This is a genomic window from Enterococcus sp. AZ009, assembly GCF_050548785.1.
GTDB classification, from domain to species: domain Bacteria; phylum Bacillota; class Bacilli; order Lactobacillales; family Enterococcaceae; genus Enterococcus_D; species Enterococcus_D entomosocium.
The window spans coordinates 635,842-652,989 of the sequence record NZ_CP172960.1; the positions used below are offsets into that span (position 1 = coordinate 635,842).

Sequence of the window (17,148 nt, forward strand, 5' to 3'; positions counted from 1 at the left end):
CGAATCTATGAGACAATTCCAATCATCTTTTGTCATTAGTAAAACGACGCTAAGGTGGCTACATTTGCTAGAACATATGGAGCACGCTTCTCATACACCGATCCGTGGGTTGTCAAAAGTGATCAAAAGCTCTAGCCGAACCATCATTGAAGATTTACAAAACATTAAAGAGTATTTCGAAGATGCTATCGAAATGGAAACGTCAAATAGTGGCTATCAGCTACAAGTCATCGATACAGAAAGCTACTTAGAAAAAAAACGGAATTTGATCAGTAACGAGCCGTTGTTTCGCATCTTTGAGAGCATTTTTTTAGGGGAAATATTGACCATCAATGAGTGGTCAGACATTTTGTTTATTTCCCCTGCCACGTTGATGCGGTATTTTCGAAAGATCGACCCAATTTTAGCACAGTACCAACTGACATTAAACAAAACCACCGTTGATCTTATTGGTGAGGAAGTCAATATTCGCCATTTTTTTCTGAACTTTTATTATGAATCCGATAGTACGCCGCATACCGTATTTCCGCCGTTGATCATTCATGAGATCGGTTTAAACTTGAAAAAAGAAGAATTCGATAGCAATTTCTCTAATCTTGCCTTTGAGGAAATCAGTTACATGCTTTATATCATTTTAGAGCGAACCTCTCATGGCCATTACGTCACGATCGATCCAGCCATCGTCAAGCAGTTTCGTAAAGAGTATTATCTTGAGCTGAAAAAATTAAAGACGATGCTATCGAACCATTTGCAAACGACGATCGCCGAAAAAGAAATCATCTACTTTTATGCGTTATCGATGGGAAAACGGACGGTGTTTGATATTGATATGGAAAGGGACTTTTGCAACAAGTTAGGCAAAGACTCGCAGATCCTGCAACTAACCCAACGTTATCTAAAGGAGGCAGGCGTACCGCCGTATGCGCTGGAATATAGTACGGTTTTGATCCAGTCTTTTTTTGCGACGATCTTACTAAAAAATAAACTTTCACCGGTCTTGAACAAAGTGATTCCCGATTTGATCTCATTTGTAAAAAAACATTTTCCAGAGGAAATGGCACAAAACACAGCGTTCTTACAAAAACAATTCAAACAACTGAAGTGTCTGTCTTTAGACATGATCGTAGATATCAGCGCAGTGTTTACCATTCACATGGACTGTGTGAAAGAATTGTACTGGGGGAAGCCTAAAAAAATTGCGTTCCTGTTAGAAGGGAATCAATTTATCTCGCAACGAATTCAGGTCACTGCTCGTAAGTATCTAGGCAGTTATCAGAAACTCTTTTTTCCGAATGTATTAGATATCAATCCCGGCTATTTTGAGGCGAACCAATTTGATATCGTCGTCACAAATTATAATGAGCATATGTCGAATTTTTCTTGTTCTGGCGTGTATTTATTGTTCAATAAAATCCCGAACTCAACCGATTGGCGCAGACTCATGTCATTGATCGACTTTAAACTTTAACAATGGTCCAGGTGCAAAATAATTCTCAGATGAAAGATAGGAATGATGCAATCATGATGAAAAAAGGACATATGACACCAGAAGCCTATTTAAAAAATTACAGCGAACTTTGTTACTTGCAGGAATTTCCCTTAATCAAACAAGTATGTACAGAGTTGCAAACACGATTCAAAGAAATTTGCTATACCGAGTACGATAATGTGCTACAACAAATGGCGGATTTGCTAGAAATCGATGCCCAACTGCAAATGTTTTTAGATTTTTTCCGACACGACTTTTTTAAAGAAATCGAATTAGCAGAAGAAGAGATCGTCGAAATGATCAAAAAGGACAAAAATGTCTATTACCGACAAATGGCAGGGATCGGCACAAACCAGAAAGCGCCCCATGGCTTGATTTATCTCAGCGAGAAATGAACACTGTGATCGCTGAGATAAATCAGAGTGTCAACCACTCGTTGGGTAAGAATGGTTTTTATAAAATAACACTTCGAAATGCTTTGTGACCGTAATGATTCCACAAGATAGTGTCTAGCAAGTTGACCTACGCATTGTCCAACACAACCAGACGCAAGATCCGTGGATTGATTTGATTAAGTAATCGATTCCAATCTGTCGCATCTGGAAAAGATTTTAGAAGAACGCATTCTACTTCCAGTAAGTATTCTGTCGTATACTCCGAATAATTGGTGACTAATAGATCAATTTGCTTTTCTTTTAAATAGGTTGGAGAGAGTTCACTGGCATTAGGATAATACAATGTATGGAAGCGACCCAAATATTTTCGCACGATACTTTCGGCATATTCACAAACATATTCGTTTCCTTCAAAAATCACGGCGATCGTCCGTTGTGATCCCCAATTTTCTTCTTTGATCGCTTCCATATGAATCGTTAAGCTGGCACAGAAATCGTCAAGATAGGAGGATGAATACAGCTTTTTGACTAGCTTGTGTTTTGCCAAAAATGCATAGTTTCTCTTATATTCGTAGGAAAACTTCTCTTTGACGAATTGCGTAAGATCGTCAATATTGACATTCATGATGGGCGAGAGCATATCGCGTATTTTCACAATCGTAAAAAATGATTCTAACCAGTGTAAATCTTTTTGTTCATCATAGGAATTGCCTTGATTTAGGGCATAGAAATCTTTTGTCACTTGTTGGATCTCAGGCCAGCGATTATACTTTCGGCAAAATTCTTCGATCGAAGGATGATTGATTTTTCGGCGACAGATGAGACAAAGTAACAAATAAATGATTTCGTCCTCTGGCAGATGGTAATGAAAATAGGAATAAAGGATCTCTCTTAACGTATCTGGAGCAATCAATGAATGATAAGCATAAAAGATGTCCTTTAGTTCAGGTGAAAGTTCGACTTGTAACCCTTTCTTGCTGCGTTCCAGTGTAATGTAGAGAATATAGGAAAAGTAAGAAAAAGTAGAAGCCGGTTGCTTTTTTGAATGCAAAAGATTGGTGATCTCAATGACAGCATCTTGGACATCCAGCGATGGGAAGATCGTATTGACATTGATATCTGACTCATAATAAAACAGACAAAAAAAGCGGCGAATATCGATTTCGGAACCTATCAATGTGACAGGGTTTGTTGATAGACGAAGTTTGAAGGGCTTTAATAATTCGTTCATTTTTTTTAAGTAACTGAGCAATGCTTGTTCAGAAAGATTAAGGGTCAAGCTCCAATCCAGAGCAGATTGTAATTCATCAAAAAAAATACTCTCCAAAATCATAAAAAATGGCTCGTCTTTAACTAAATTTTGTTTTTGTTTGATATACCCCTCGGGATCAAGTTCTTCAAATAAATACCCAAACTTAGAGGAATAGATTTCGATCGCATCATTAAAATGTTCGCGAATCATGGCAATATCCGCAATGATCGTACGGGTACTGCTTTTTGTTACTTCTGATAAATCGCCCAATGTTGCAGATGGATTCTTCTCAAATTCATTTAATAATTGCAATCGTCGGATTAAAGAACGATTTTTGATAAATTTTAGCTGAAAATTTTTCATAGTTGCCCCCGTTGAATTTAAAAAAGAAATAAACACATTATAAACAATTGGTTAAAAAACTTCAATTTCTATATTTAATTTTATTTTATTTGACTAAATATTCGATTTTTATTATTCTGGTGGATGTAAACGGTTGAAACGAATTGATACAATGTAGGTTTTTTCACCGACAGGTGAAAATTGCTATTTTTTTTTAAGGATATTTGACGCTATAGTGAGACCATAGTCCGATGCTTAGGAGTATTTGTTTTTTCTCAAGAGGAAACCTGTGAACTGTTGGTTGGATCAAAAGGGAGAAAATAAACAGTAAATGTAACTAGCAAATGAGTGAATGTGCCATCAATACCTAGAAATGCAGTGTACTTGAGGGGTATCCACGAATGAGAGAGAAAGAAAATAGAAGACATTGATTGGTTGAAGAACATCTACGGTTACCAGAAAGTGTAAACTGGAAACGAACATGCAGATAGATTACGAGGAGGCTAATATGCTGGCAGAAAAGATAGCGGGAGCAGAAGAATATTTGGCGCATTTTCAAACAGAGCTAGAAAAACAAGGGGTGTTACGCTTTTTTCCTAAAATAAATGCCTTTTATCATCGGTTAGCAAAAGAGTTTTTAACGATTTTTCATAGCAAGGAAGAAAACCTGTTTGTTCAGTGGGGCCACTTATTGGCGATTGATGCACAATTGCAAATATTGATGGAAATCAGCAACAATCGCAAAGAGGGATTGCTAGATGACCTTGGGATGAGTGAGGAAGAAGTCATTGAAATGATAGAAAATGACCATAAGTATTTTTACCGTGAGATCACGGGGGCAAAGTTAACGCAAAAACCCAAAATGGGCTTGATTTATTTGAGTGAACACTTAGCGGAGTCCTGAAGTTTTATGTCTAATACGTCGAGTAGACCTGAGATTTAGGAAAAAAATTGAGATAAATGGGAAACGATGATGTTCAATAGACTATTGGGGAAGTTTTATAGATAGTTTTTTGGAGAAATAAATGGAGAGTAGTAGTGGGGCTAAAAGGATGATTTTCAGGTGGAACGTACCCTTGAGAATGACAGAGAGCAGATGGACTACTCAAACAACGCAGTGGGGAAGGCAATTGGTTGGTCTTCCTTGCTTGAGTAAGAGTTGTTTTTAAGAAACAACAGATTGACCGCTAAAGTCAACGACAAAGACGAATGTTTTTTTCTCTTCATTAAAATAATTACTGTGTAAGACGTGAAAAAAAGCAAAAAGCGCTTGAAGGTAGGACATGAACGGAATGAAACTTTTTATTATTTTTGCCTCCTTGTCGGTAGGCATATCGGTGGCACAATACGGCATGTATGATTTCTTCCCAGCATATCTGCGATCCTTCGCAGCTGGCTTCAATTGGGGCAAACCATTCTTTTGCTTGGCTATTTCTTTCTGCTGGTTATGTATTTTTGGGTCCAGCGTGGCAGAACAAGGAAAGAGAAGCAATCTTTAGGAGAATGATCAAGAATTAAACAGCAATGATCAGCAAAGAAGCGTTTTTTCATAGGAAGAAATCGCTTGTTTGTAAGCAAAAGTATACATAAATAGTACGACCGAGACGAGCCTTTCGCGGGCTCTTACTTAACATAAACAAATCTGCAGCAAACGTTTGCTTCTTTTGGTGAAACCAAGAAGGGATCGTTTGCTGTTTTTTTGTGCTAACAAATAGGCCTGTTTTCAAATGTCCCGTGGAGAGCTTTTTTCAAGGAAATGAAAAATTCTTAAGGGGGAGGCTGGAAGAATCGATTCGTTCTGTAAATAGTAATCAAAAAATGGATGGCCGAAGAACTACATACGAGAGAGTCAATAAAATGCTTCATGGAGGAATGGCTGATTTAGCCAAGCGGCATTTCAAGGGAGTACCGAAGGATATTAGATAGAGAAGATAAAGCAATGGACAGAGACGCCAAAGTTTTTAGCGCTGCAATAGCTATTGGAGTATGCGTTGGTTTGGCTACATCTGTATTGGCAACAACAGAGTACCGGGAAAGGGCTGGATAAGTGAAAATGAATGGGAAAGGTGGCGCTCCGAAAGAAGAACCATAGCTGATGATCCGCCAATCGTCGAGGAACCACCCAACTGTATTCCGTAGTGAAATACCAAACGAGCAGGAGATGACCACTGACAGGCATGCTTCATGTTCTTATCAGTTTAGTGATTCTAAGAAAAACAACATAAAAGAAAGAATACCCGACAAACGTAGCTTGGGGGATCAGATGAAAAGAGAGGAACGTTCTTAATAAGGATAGTCCCCCCCTCTTTTTTTACCGTTATTTTATTGTGGCTTTTATAGAATGGAGAACTGCAAGTGCTTTGGAGATTGATATATGATTTTTCTATGGTAACAAGCGTTTTGGTAGATGTTAAGGATTTCTCACTTTAGCCATATCCTATGTTGAATAATTTATTTAAAACGGGGGTTTGTTTTTTTATTTAGGCATAGATTTCATCAGCCAGTGAATTTATTGATTTTTCCCGCATCACAAAGATAGCTATAATGAAGTATATCGAGGATAAAACCCAGCGATTTTGGAAGCCAACTGAAACAAAGACCAATCGACTTTGTTCAAGGTTACCGTCTAAGTAAAGGTGTCTAAAAAAGGGTGGTTTTTAGGCTTGATGATGTCAAAAAGGGGGAGGGAGAATGAAAAGAGCGAGGGGGAATTTTTGGGTCAAACTGATGATCTTCGCTGCTTTTTTTCAAGTGATCAGTGCTTCGACGATTTTAGTTTCGGCACAAGAGGAGCGTTCCGTCGATACAGAAGGCTCAGTCCAGTTCACGGGTGTCTATGAACCAGACAAACCAGAACCTTCACCACCGACCGGACCGACACAACCTGGCGGGGATGGGGGACGTTTGCCGCAGACGAATACCCGAAAAAGTTCCAGTGCCACGGCACTCGGATCATTGCTGCTATTGATCGCTGGCTATTCAACAGTGAAGAAGACACGCAGGTACCAAAAAGAACGAACAACCTCAAGAACACAAGAAAAGTTGAGTAATAGAGAATAAGGGAATGATCTTATGAGATTTTTGCGATTTGCAACGAGCACCGTACTTGCCGCAACCCTTTTGACTGGCGGGATCCAAGGGACCGCCGCTGAAGTAAGAGTCGCTGAAACCGATGGGCAAGTCAGTTTTGTGCCCAATGATCGAGACCCGACGGAAGTGTTACCGCCTGATCCAGGCCCCGATGTGGAGATACCGCCGATCGGACCAGATGGACAAACAGGACCATTGACGATCGCTTATGCGCCGACTTTGGATTTTGGTACCCAAGAAATCTCCAACCGAGATGCCGTCTATTCGATGGTGGCAGAAAAGCAACAATTAGCGGATACCCAAGGGGAAGAAAACCAAGTACCGTATGTTTCCTTCGCCCAAGTACAAGATACCCGTGGGTCAAATGCTGGCTGGCGTTTGACTGTAGCACTAAGTGCGTTTGAATCAGGGACGCAACACAACGAACTGCGAGGGGCACAAATCATCTTTACCTCACGAGAAGTTGACTACAATAGCCACAACCAAGAAAACGCACCGGCCGCACATGAAGCAGGCTTGCGTTTGGATGCCAATGGTTCAGCACAAGCTGTTCTGACTGCTGATGACGGCAAAGGGGCAGGCACATCATCCGTCGTTTGGGGCTATCAAGATGAATTGAATGCGCAGGTCCAAGCCCAGGCGCCGGTGGTTCGCAATGAGGCGATCCAATTGTTCGTCCCGGGAGCGACTGCTAAAGATGCAGCCTTGTATGTGGCGACTTTGACGTGGCAATTGACGACCACTACCTCGCAATCAGGAGAAACAGTTCCAACGGCGCAAGCCGATGAAACAAACTAAAAGAAAAGAAAGAAGGAATAAAAATGAAATGGATTCGCTTAGCAACAGTCGCAACACTGACCTCTACGATCTTCGCAGGCGGTGTACAAGCAGTAGCAAATGATGAACCAACACCGAACCCAGAGCCGAGTGGAGAAAGACGTCGTCAGAATACAGAAAATAATATTGAGTTCCGAGCTGGTGATGGGGAGAGCGTAGAGGTCGTTCCTCCTGTACCGTATCCACCAGTAACAATCGTTGATCCAGATCCACCAACCGGACCGTTAACGATTGCCCATGTACCGAAAAAATTTGATTTTGGCATACAAAGAATTTCAACTACTAATGAATTTTATCCAATAATCGCTGAACAAGAAAAGCTTGTCACCGGTGATGATGAGGGGGAGGAAATCTCAAGAGATAATGGCGAAGAGGTAAGAGTACCATATGTATCCTTCGCGCAAATCGTTGATACTCGCGGATTGGATGATCCACAGTGGGGACTGCATCTTGATTTAACAGAGTTTACTACATCCAGCGGGAGTAATTTGAGAGGGGCTTATTTAGAATTCCTTAATCCAACCATTGTTCACAATGGCGCTACTGAGGAAGAGCTGAAGGCACTGCCTGATGACCATGAGGATAGGGATTATTTACTGCAGTTACTTCCTAATGCCTTTACCACACCAGACGAATTAGGAAACCAGAGTTTGATTGTCCCTGCAAACTCGACCAACGTTACAGTGATGGCTGCTACCGATGGGCAAGGGCAAGGTGTATCGTCTATTTATTGGGGGGATCAAGAAGAATTAAATGCTGCTCACGAGTCAGAAACAGATCCAGTTTTGAATCAAGCCATTCGCCTGCATATCCCGGGAACGGCTACACCACAAGCTACTGAATATACGGCAACACTAACTTGGCATTTAACAAGTACGATGGACGCCGATGGTGAAACAGTGCCAGACTAAGACGACTAATCTTCAAAGCAACGCAACAATAATGTGAAACAACTGGCAGGAGTAGACCGTTATTCCTGCCTTTTTTGGAAGGAGAAACAACAGTGATTGAACAACCAACAAACCAACGCTGGCTGCGGCTTTTGACTGCAATGATCGTGCTATGCTCATTGATTGCTTGGCCGACACCAGTAAGAGCAAATGATGACATTGAATCAGAGTTGAATTTTTTTGTAACCCCGATATTCCCTGACAGTCAGATCGAAGGCGGTGCTAGCGGTTATTTTGATCTGAATTTAGGCGCAGGGGAACAAGAAGAATTGCAGCTGCGCGTCCAAAATACATCGGAAGAAACCATCGACGTCGAAGTATCGGCTCATACTGCTTTCACGAATGTCAATGGGGTAGTAGAATACGGTCGTGATGCCGAAGCTCCTGACCCGACATTGCCTGCCTCGATTGCAGAATTGATTGAAGCACCAGGGGTCATCACCTTAGAAGCCCAAGAAGAACGGATCCTTACACTGCCTCTGACGATGCCTGAGGAAGAATTTGATGGGATACTGGCAGGGGCGATCCGAGTAGAAGAGGTCCGCGATGCTACGGCAACGGAGTCAGAAACAGAAGGCATCGGGATTCGTAATGAGTTTGCCTTTATTTTAGGAGTCGTCGTAAGCAATAACCGCTCGTCAACGGATCCGGGCCTTGAATTGCTGGACGTTTTTGCCAGTCAAGTCAATTATCGGAACGTGATCAGTGCCAAGATTCAAAATTACACACCGACTTTCGTCAACCACATAGAAATTGATGCTGAGATTCGTGCCAGCGGCAGTGACACCGTCTTGTATGAAACGCAGCGCACAAGCATGCAGATGGCCCCAAATTCGCAGATGGATTTTCCGATTCCTCTAAATGGCGAGCGTTTCCGTCCGGGAGACTATGTTCTAACTATGACGGCCCGTTCACAAGGGGAGGAATGGCATTGGGAAGAACTCTTCACGATTGCGGCTGCTGATGCCCGACGTTTAAATGAGGAAGACGTGACATTGGAACCAGAAACCAATTGGTGGCTGATTGGCGGAATCGCCGCACTTGTTTTGTTATTGATCATCGTTGTTGTTTTAATCATTAACAAGAAAAAAAAGACAAAGGAAGGTGGGGATCAGTAAAATGAAAAAAAAAACACTAAAGATAGTACTATCACTTATGGTAGGACTATTTAGTGTTTACTTGTTTTTTCCGTCTATTCGTGTGTTCTTTTTTGAACCACTACATGCATGGCAAGGAAGAGAAGGTACGTTAGGCGAGGTGTTCACTGGATCTTCTTTTGAAGAATCTTTAGAGGATCAAGAGGAGTTGGTGGTTTCTTTTCTGGAAGAAATCCAGCAAGCCTATGTTGGAGAAGTGTTTCCGATCATGTTTTTAACAAACCGCCCACTAACAAGCATCGACATCCAGCTGCCTGCAGCCACGATCATAGAAGAAACATTTTTAATGGAAGAAATAGTGATCACCCAAACCGAGGATCCCGAGCAATGGCTTCTGAACTCCGAAGTGCCGTTGACGTCGTTTAGTCTACCACTGACGATAGAATCCGTAGGTACTTATGAAATAACGGTAGCAGAGACAGTGCTTACCTTGAACGTGGAAGAAAGAAAATCCGGAGATGAGGGGGAGAGGCCCCCTATGGAAACGGACGACCACCCGATTGGCACTAACTTAGCAGCGGATCCTGTCAAATCAGATGGTTCATTTTTTGATGACATCGAGGTGGATGAAGGCAATCTTGATCTTTTGGAAGATAGGCGAAGAGAACAAGAAGTAGGCTCCTGGCTAGAATTTTTAGAAGCTGTCATGGACCCAGAGGTGAATCATATAAAGTTGATCGACAGCTTTGAATCTAGTGATAATCCGATTGAAGGTATAGCTTCAGGCGTATCAGGAAGTACAATTAATATTTCGAGTGGAGACTCTTATGTCTATATCAGCCAACCGGGAATCTCAAGAACTCTTATTATTGATGGACAAGGAAAATACCAAATTGATTTTCGTGCGGTTGCTGTTGGCTTCTTGGATAGTACGATGGTACCAGAATCTCCTTGGGATATTTCGTATCAAAATATTACCCTTTATCATGGGAATTATTACGGACCTATGAACGTTACTACTTTGGGTGTTAACAATCAAGCCATATCGACCATGCGGTACCATAATGTTGAAAACATTGGGAATCAGCTTTTGCATTCCGTTGGTACAACCGCAGTGCTTTCAGGAAAGGTTACCTCACATCAAGCACGAAGCTACCGTTCGACTTTTAATGAAAATTGGCAGATCAATGCTTGGAATCAAGCAAATTTTGAAGTCCATCGACTTTTGATCAGTCCCAATGCAGAAGTAGAATTGTCGACCATCAGTTCAGGAAATTTATTTTATCATGGTTTGAATCATCCAGAACTGGTTATTGGAGAGAATGCCAAAGTTTCCATGAAAGCAAATTTTGAAGGGACTAGAGGGGAAGCCGATGGTGTGAATGTCTATTTTGGAAATGGTGGTGGGAATCTGACTGTTGGCAAGGGAGCAGAATTAAAACTTGACACTCAGATCAACGCCTCTGCGATTTCCACACTTCATGGAAACCATACCATCGATCTCTTGGAAGACAGCAAAGTGCATATCCAATCCTTAGAGAATCGAAGCCACACGAATGGATGGAATTGGAATATTCTTTCATTTCAAGGAGGCAACACCCATATCAATCTAAAGGAACGTAGTATGTTAAAAATTGATGCGGAAAATCAACCCAACTTATCGGCACATGTTGTTGGCTTCTGGGAACCTCAAAACAGTATCACTGTTGGTAAAGATGCTATTTTAGATATTCGTTCGGACAGTCGCAATGATTCTCAAAATTTGATCTTTTTTGGAAATCTTTCGAAGTTGACGTTCAATGAGGCCCGAAAGGTCAATTTAGAACGAACGGCGCCGCTTTCTTTTAATAACGGAAGTTTGATCAACTTAAATGGAACCAATGAACTGGAAATCGAATTTCAAGGAATCAAACAATGGCAATACGGTGAGTTTGATGAGGTGCAGTCTACCCATGAGTGGATGCCTTTGATTCATATGAGTACCAACCTTACTTGGATCAATCCAACAATCAACAGTGTCGTAACTTTGGATCCAACAGTGGAACAAGGGGTACGTAGTCATTTTTCGACTCATAGCCAACGATTGCTTTTCGAGCAAGTTTCTGAAGTTGAAATAGAGTTGAATCCATTAACGGAAGATCCGACCTTATCAAATTCTCGGATCATCTCTGGAAGAGCAAATCCCAATAGCTATATTCGTTTTGAGCGGGAAGCATTTATGCCCGAACCAAATCCTTCCCTTGGTACTGTAACGGATCCAGATGGACGCAGAGAATTCTTTCACGTCCAAGCTGATGAAGAGGGAAACTTTCAGTTTGATTTATCCGAATTTCCAAACTTCCAACATTTTCGTCACGAAGAGCTAGTGACAGCCGAGGCGTTTTTGAATGGGAGATGGGGAAAGGATTCGGTGATTGTAGAGAAAATCGACATTGTGGATCCGCGGGATCCTTTTCGCCCGGATGAAACGGTCGATCCTGTGAATCCTCCTGTTTTGCCAGAAAACCAGGGATTTGTCAGCATCGACTTTATTTCTCAATTCGATTTTGGAGAAGTACCAATTCTTTCAAGTACCACTCGATATCCAGCAAAGCCGCAGGCGTTGCGGGAAGTTTATGAGGATGTGCATGAAGGGGACCGTCCCAATTATATCCAAGTATCGGATCGGAGGGTCGCTACTACTGGTTGGACACTGAGTGCTCGCTTATCTGAAGAGGGTTTTGTGGGTACGCATGATGAAAGGCAACGACTAAGAGGGGCAAGCGTTTATTTGTCAAATATCCATATGGTAACCACTGGTTCGAATGAGTCGGAGACGCCAGACTATCAAGAAGCCATTGAACTTATTGCAGGTCAAAGTAAAACCTTGGCTTCGGCTCAAGAGAATCATGGTGGAGGGACGTGGATCCAACATTATGGCTCAAGTGAAACAATGGAAAACAGTGTGGAACTGGAAGTCCCGATTGGTGCCAACCCCCAAGCAACTGCTTATCGCGGCACGATTTATTGGGAATTAAGCTTTGTTCCGAGACCTGAGTCATAAAAGTTTGAATAAGAAGGAAGCAGAAGCTGCTGGAAGTCGCCTGCAGCTTCTCTTCTTTCGAATGTGTGGGGAGGTGAAACGATGAGAAACAAGCCGTCTTTATTGATGAACAGTTTATTTTCAATGACGTGCAAGCGGCAATTGACGATTTTGCGGCAGTTGGAATGTTGCGGTCCTTTAAGTGGGCAACAGCTGGCACATGCTTGCGGCGCTTCTCGGCGGACGATTATTTCAGACATTGAGGAACTGCGCCAACTCTTTGGGGCTTCGACGATCCTCGCATCTGCCAGCAATGGTTATGAATTGATGATCCAAGAATTGGCAGAGTATCAGGAAAAAAAGCGAGCATTGTTGGCGGATGACCCGAATCTGTTGTTTCTGCATTTCTTGTGTCAGCAAGAAACGGCGATACCGGAAAAACTTGTTGCAATCACCGGATTAGGCAATCAAACCTTTTTGAAACAATGTCGTCAGCTTCAGACCTTGTTCGCTGCTTATGAACTGACCTTGAATAAAAAGCAGTGGTGCCTAGAAGGGGCAGAAGGAAACATACGGTATTTTTATAAAGCCTTTTATTTTGAAGAAGAGGAACAGCCCTACCAAATCTTTGAGCAGCTGGCTGAAACGTTGACACTGCGGTATCGTCCGTCCTTGCCGATCGATCCAGTGGTTTCGTTGCAGTGGACGAAGGTCTTTCTTTTACGGGCGCAACAAGGTGGACGCTTGGAAGGAAATTGGGAAATGGCTGACTTTTGTCGGTTGTTTCTAGAAAAAACGGGTTTTGTCATCGAAGGCTTGGAGGTCTGCAGGTCCTTGTCGCAGCAAGAACGGTGTGTCCTATTGTTTTTGATGATGGCAGATGAAGGGGTACTTTCGTTTTTATTGAAACATCCGTGGGTCGAAGAAACGGTGCCCTTTGATCCAATCGATAGCTTGCGAGAGACGTTTCCCAAGCAAGCAGAGACATTGAGAGAAGATCGCGTATTCGTGCAAGTGACGTTAGCAGTCATGTTACTGGATCGGCTCTTCCATGTGCCACCTCCTTTGCTGCGGGATCGTCGAAAGCCAGAAGTGTCTGGTATTGGAAAGACGAAGGCACTTTCTAGCGCTGCTTCTCACTATTTGCTGACAATAGGCGAGTCCTATCTAAAGAACCAGCAGTTAAAAAACAACCAGCTGATGATCACCTATCATTTGTGTGGAAATGAGAAAATCAAAGGCTGGATCAAACAACGTCTGAGTGATTGGCTGGCTGCCCAAGGAGTGGATGTCGTCGTCGAGACTACGAGTGAGCTGTCGATTTTCACCGCCCGCCAGGTGGTAGTCACTGATCAACCGCTCTTTTTGCTGGAATTGGAACAGCCCATCTATCGGTTGGAACGACCGATTGAGCCAAATTCCATTGAACGTCTCGGCAAGGCGATTTTAGCCGATTTTCTTGGTCAATGTAAAGGCTCTGTTCCTAGTGAAGAGCTTCAAGCAGCGTCTGCCTCTCGCTAAAAACGGTAGAGCCAACGGTAGAATCAGTCAAACGCTACGTACGACGTAAAATTATGGTAGAGGAGCAACAGGTATCATGGGTCGATTCCAAAAGCAATTGGTACTTCGTGTGTTGGGGATAAGTTGTCTGCTACTGCTGCTGTTCTATTTCTTTTCAAACTACAAAATGGCTCGTGTCAGCGGTGATTCGATGGCCCCCATTATTCAAAACAACGAGTTAGTCGTTATTCAAAAGAATCAGTTGCCGCATCGTTATGATCTCGTCGCTTTTGAGCATGAAGGGCTGCTGATCGTAAAACGAGTGATCGGGGTTCCTGGGGATTCCTATGCGCGCAGTGGCAATCGTTTGCTATTGGGTGCATCAGGGTCCTATTATGATTTTTCCTATACCTTTACACTGACGCAAGAAACGGCGAGGGAATTGCCGGTCGGAGGCATCTTGCAGCCAGGAGAGTATTTCGTCGTTGGGGATGCGATCATGCACTCGATCGATAGTCGTGAATTTGGTATGGTGACGAGCGAGGCGCTTCGTGGGGTCGTCTTGAATTTCTTTTAAGGATTCAACGTGGTCAGTCAGCGTGTCTGTTTGAAAATCGAGGCTCAATTATGGACAAAAGATGGAAAGGGGGATGTCCGTGAAGATTGTTTATGTCAGCATACTGCTGCTTTGTTTTGTGGCGATCGGGGTGCTTGCTCAACGGGGATACCTCGAAATCTTTGTTCGAAGACTTGAGCGACGAACAAATATGACGGAGTTGGAAAAAAGAAAACTGGCTTTTTTTAAGCATAAGATTCGTAATGAACATCCGTTAGCGTTACTGATGGTGAGTGGTCTGTTTCTTATGAGTTTGCTGCTTTTGACTTTTACTCATGTTTCCATACATGCGCAAAGCCGCAGGGTAGCAGAGGAAAGGGAGCAGATGAAACAGGAAATCTTACATTTACAAAAAGAACAGATTGAAGGGACGCAACGACCGTTATCGGTGTACCCGTCTGCAGGTCTCCCTTTTGAAAATCTTGCTTGGCAGACGCTGCTGATGGCGGATGATCGAGAAGCGCGTTTTCAGCTAGAAGAAGAATTTGGGACGCAAGTGACGCCTTTTTTAGGACCGACAGTCGTGCTGATCCATATTGACCAACCGCTGCAAGAAATCACCCTAACGAGTTCAAGTCATTTGAACTCTTCTGCGGACTTTCCTGCTTGGGAAGCTAATTTGCAGCGAATCATCGATGATCTATCGCAGGCGCAAGGCGTGAAACGGTGCCATTTCGTGTTGCAAGTAGCAGATACGCCCGATACGTCATTTGAACAAACGATCGTCCGCAATGCTCAGGGACAGTGGCAAGTACTCAACCGAAAAGAGCTTGTCCAAGCTTCAGACACGGGAACTTAGAATGAAACAATCAAAAGAGTTATTGACGAAAGGGAGGGATTCAAGGGATGAGTAAGAAGAAGGGACGTGGGTGGTTTTCTGCTCAGACGCTATTCGACGAAATGAACCAAGTGTCATTGAAAGAATTAAAAGGATTTGAAGAAACGTATGAGAAAGAAAACAGAACCGCTGAGACAGCTGTTGCCAATGGACCGGCGAAAGAAGCCTTCGCCGATACCGCAAAAAAGAAAGCTACTAGCAATGATCAAGAAATGACGGGTACCAGTAGTAAACCCCAAAAAGGCAAAAAACAAGGGCAACGAAGTGGACAGGCGCCGGCACCGTCTCCTTCAGTACAAGCGGAACTAGAGGAACGATTGGAGCCAGAAGGATCGCCTAAGCACTCGATGCAACCCTGGTCCTCAGAAACGGGCATGCCACATCCAGTAAGCAGTAAAGGGAAGAGAAAGCGTAAAAGCACCAAAAAGCGTAATGAAACTGTCAATGCGCCCTTGCCTAGCTATCAAGAAAAACGCTCTTTTGAAGCGTTTACCGCGGAAGCGAACGGGGAGCAGATGGAGCTGGCGCCTGTCTCACCAGCAGATATGAGCTTTGAACAAACTCATCAAGAGTTAGTGTTGGCACGAACGAGAATCACAGAACTTGAAAAGCGGCTCCATGCAGAAACCTTGCATCGCTCACAGTCGGATATCCAGCAAGTGAAAGAAAAAGCGATTTTTGAACGCTTGGATTGGGCAAGAGAAAAACAATGGTATGAAAGCAAAGCCCAAGAACAAAAACAGCTGCTGCTCCAAAAAGAAGAGGTCATCACAAATTTGGCGAACCAACTCGCTGAAAAAGAAGCACAGCTGGAGGAGCAGGCTCGAGGCCCTCAGGAAGAAGAAGCCGCTGCGCTTCGCAAAGCGGTCAATGAGCTGCAAAAAGAAAACCAAGAGTTACAAAAAGAAAATCAGCAGTTTCAAGCGGAGATGCGAGAGATCTTGCTGTTTGCTAGAAAGAAAGCAGACCGGACACTTGAAGAAGCGCAGGTTGAAGCAGAACGGATGATCTACAACGCTGAAATGCGCTTGAATATCGCCCATCGTACGGCAAAAGAGATCCTTGATGAAGTGAGCGATACGAAAGAGAACATGAATACTCTCTTTGATTATTTGTATGAACAAGTTTATTCACTAGCAGACAAGCAAGTATTTGAAAAGTACCAAGAATAGGTTTGCTTCGGATCACTAGAAGCAGGCAGATAGTCCTGTGAACGTTACATAACGTTAGCGATCTTCGCTTTGGGCGGTGATCGCTTGAAACTTTTCTTTGTTTCTCAACGACATTTTGATTGGGAAATGGATTTGTTCTGTACCGGCTGCGATCGCTGATTCATAATACCAGCACTTATGGTCGATCAACGCCATCGATTGCTGCAAAGCGTCTATCTGCGCTTGCAGCGCTTTTTTTTGTTCAAGAAACATTTTATGGCGTTCTTGCAGCGAGTCATCACCAAGGCGTGTCAATTGTGCATAATCTTTGATCTCTTTAATGGTCATGCCTGTTTCCTTCAGACATTCGATCAATTCCAGCATCTCAATTTCGGTATCTGAAAATAAACGGTAGCCAGATTCTTTGCGCGCTAACGTCGGCAAAAGGCCTTCTTTGTCGTAATAGCGGATGGTTGACGTGGGGATATTTAAGGCTTTCGCAACTTGGGATATCGTATAGGTCATTTTTTTCACTCCTTAACGTTGACTTTAAAGTTAACTTTAATGTT

General features: G+C 42.9%; 15 protein-coding genes. 13 read left to right on the top strand and 2 right to left on the bottom strand.

Going from position 1 to position 17,148, the window contains the following annotated elements; all coding sequences use genetic code 11:
* The first annotated feature begins 7 nt into the window (after positions 1 to 7).
* Both IGJ74_RS03000 and IGJ74_RS03005 read left to right on the top strand, forming a co-directional pair.
* The gene (locus IGJ74_RS03000; protein WP_008377994.1) at positions 8 to 1,468 is read left to right on the top strand and encodes a helix-turn-helix domain-containing protein; all 1,461 of its coding nucleotides are present in this window, start codon (positions 8 to 10) and stop codon (positions 1,466 to 1,468) included.
* 53 nt (positions 1,469 to 1,521) lie between these two features.
* Complete coding sequence (locus IGJ74_RS03005; protein WP_008377996.1) at positions 1,522 to 1,884, top strand: DUF7006 family protein; 363 nt, start codon at positions 1,522 to 1,524, stop codon at positions 1,882 to 1,884.
* Positions 1,885 to 2,011: 127 nt separating this feature from the next.
* Here IGJ74_RS03005 and IGJ74_RS03010 read toward each other — a convergent pair whose 3' ends face one another.
* A complete protein-coding gene (locus tag IGJ74_RS03010; RefSeq protein ID WP_008377998.1) occupies positions 2,012 to 3,499 on the bottom strand; it encodes a helix-turn-helix domain-containing protein in 1,488 nt (495 codons plus the stop codon).
* A 487-nt stretch (positions 3,500 to 3,986) separates the two neighbouring features.
* Between IGJ74_RS03010 and IGJ74_RS03015 the strand changes: the two genes are divergently transcribed.
* The 11 genes from IGJ74_RS03015 to IGJ74_RS03065 all read left to right on the top strand — a co-directional run bounded on the left by IGJ74_RS03015 (position 3,987) and on the right by IGJ74_RS03065 (position 16,600).
* Entirely contained in the window at positions 3,987 to 4,382 is a 396-nt protein-coding gene (locus IGJ74_RS03015) for a DUF7006 family protein (protein WP_008377999.1), read from the top strand.
* 379 nt (positions 4,383 to 4,761) lie between these two features.
* Positions 4,762 to 4,977, top strand: a complete 216-nt coding sequence (locus IGJ74_RS03020; RefSeq protein ID WP_228085392.1) for a hypothetical protein — start codon at positions 4,762 to 4,764, stop codon at positions 4,975 to 4,977.
* 1,192 nt (positions 4,978 to 6,169) lie between these two features.
* On the top strand, positions 6,170 to 6,538 hold the full coding sequence (locus IGJ74_RS03025; RefSeq protein WP_008378002.1) for an LPXTG cell wall anchor domain-containing protein: 369 nt from the start codon (positions 6,170 to 6,172) through the stop codon (positions 6,536 to 6,538).
* Positions 6,539 to 6,550: 12 nt separating this feature from the next.
* Positions 6,551 to 7,366 carry a WxL domain-containing protein gene (locus tag IGJ74_RS03030; protein WP_218193221.1) on the top strand — a complete coding sequence of 272 codons (816 nt, stop codon included), beginning with the start codon at positions 6,551 to 6,553 and terminating at the stop codon, positions 7,364 to 7,366.
* Between the two features lie 23 nt (positions 7,367 to 7,389).
* On the top strand, positions 7,390 to 8,316 hold the full coding sequence (locus IGJ74_RS03035) for a WxL domain-containing protein (RefSeq protein ID WP_016611276.1): 927 nt from the start codon (positions 7,390 to 7,392) through the stop codon (positions 8,314 to 8,316).
* A 92-nt stretch (positions 8,317 to 8,408) separates the two neighbouring features.
* Positions 8,409 to 9,473 (top strand): DUF916 and DUF3324 domain-containing protein, encoded by a 1,065-nt coding sequence (locus IGJ74_RS03040; protein ID WP_034871881.1) that lies wholly within the window; start codon positions 8,409 to 8,411, stop codon positions 9,471 to 9,473.
* A gap of 1 nt (position 9,474) precedes the next feature.
* On the top strand, positions 9,475 to 12,495 hold the full coding sequence (locus tag IGJ74_RS03045) for a WxL domain-containing protein (RefSeq protein ID WP_016611274.1): 3,021 nt from the start codon (positions 9,475 to 9,477) through the stop codon (positions 12,493 to 12,495).
* 81 nt (positions 12,496 to 12,576) lie between these two features.
* Positions 12,577 to 13,995, top strand: coding sequence for an HTH domain-containing protein (locus IGJ74_RS03050; RefSeq protein ID WP_087665095.1), 1,419 nt, complete (start codon positions 12,577 to 12,579; stop codon positions 13,993 to 13,995).
* Between the two features lie 76 nt (positions 13,996 to 14,071).
* Entirely contained in the window at positions 14,072 to 14,551 is a 480-nt protein-coding gene (gene lepB, locus IGJ74_RS03055; RefSeq protein ID WP_008378013.1) for a signal peptidase I, read from the top strand.
* A 73-nt stretch (positions 14,552 to 14,624) separates the two neighbouring features.
* Positions 14,625 to 15,389 (top strand): hypothetical protein, encoded by a 765-nt coding sequence (locus IGJ74_RS03060; RefSeq protein WP_176374325.1) that lies wholly within the window; start codon positions 14,625 to 14,627, stop codon positions 15,387 to 15,389.
* Between the two features lie 47 nt (positions 15,390 to 15,436).
* A complete protein-coding gene (locus IGJ74_RS03065) occupies positions 15,437 to 16,600 on the top strand; it encodes a hypothetical protein (protein ID WP_087665097.1) in 1,164 nt (387 codons plus the stop codon).
* Between the two features lie 54 nt (positions 16,601 to 16,654).
* Here IGJ74_RS03065 and IGJ74_RS03070 read toward each other — a convergent pair whose 3' ends face one another.
* Positions 16,655 to 17,104 carry a MerR family transcriptional regulator gene (locus IGJ74_RS03070; RefSeq protein ID WP_008378019.1) on the bottom strand — a complete coding sequence of 150 codons (450 nt, stop codon included), beginning with the start codon at positions 17,102 to 17,104 and terminating at the stop codon, positions 16,655 to 16,657.
* Positions 17,105 to 17,148 lie beyond the last annotated feature (44 nt).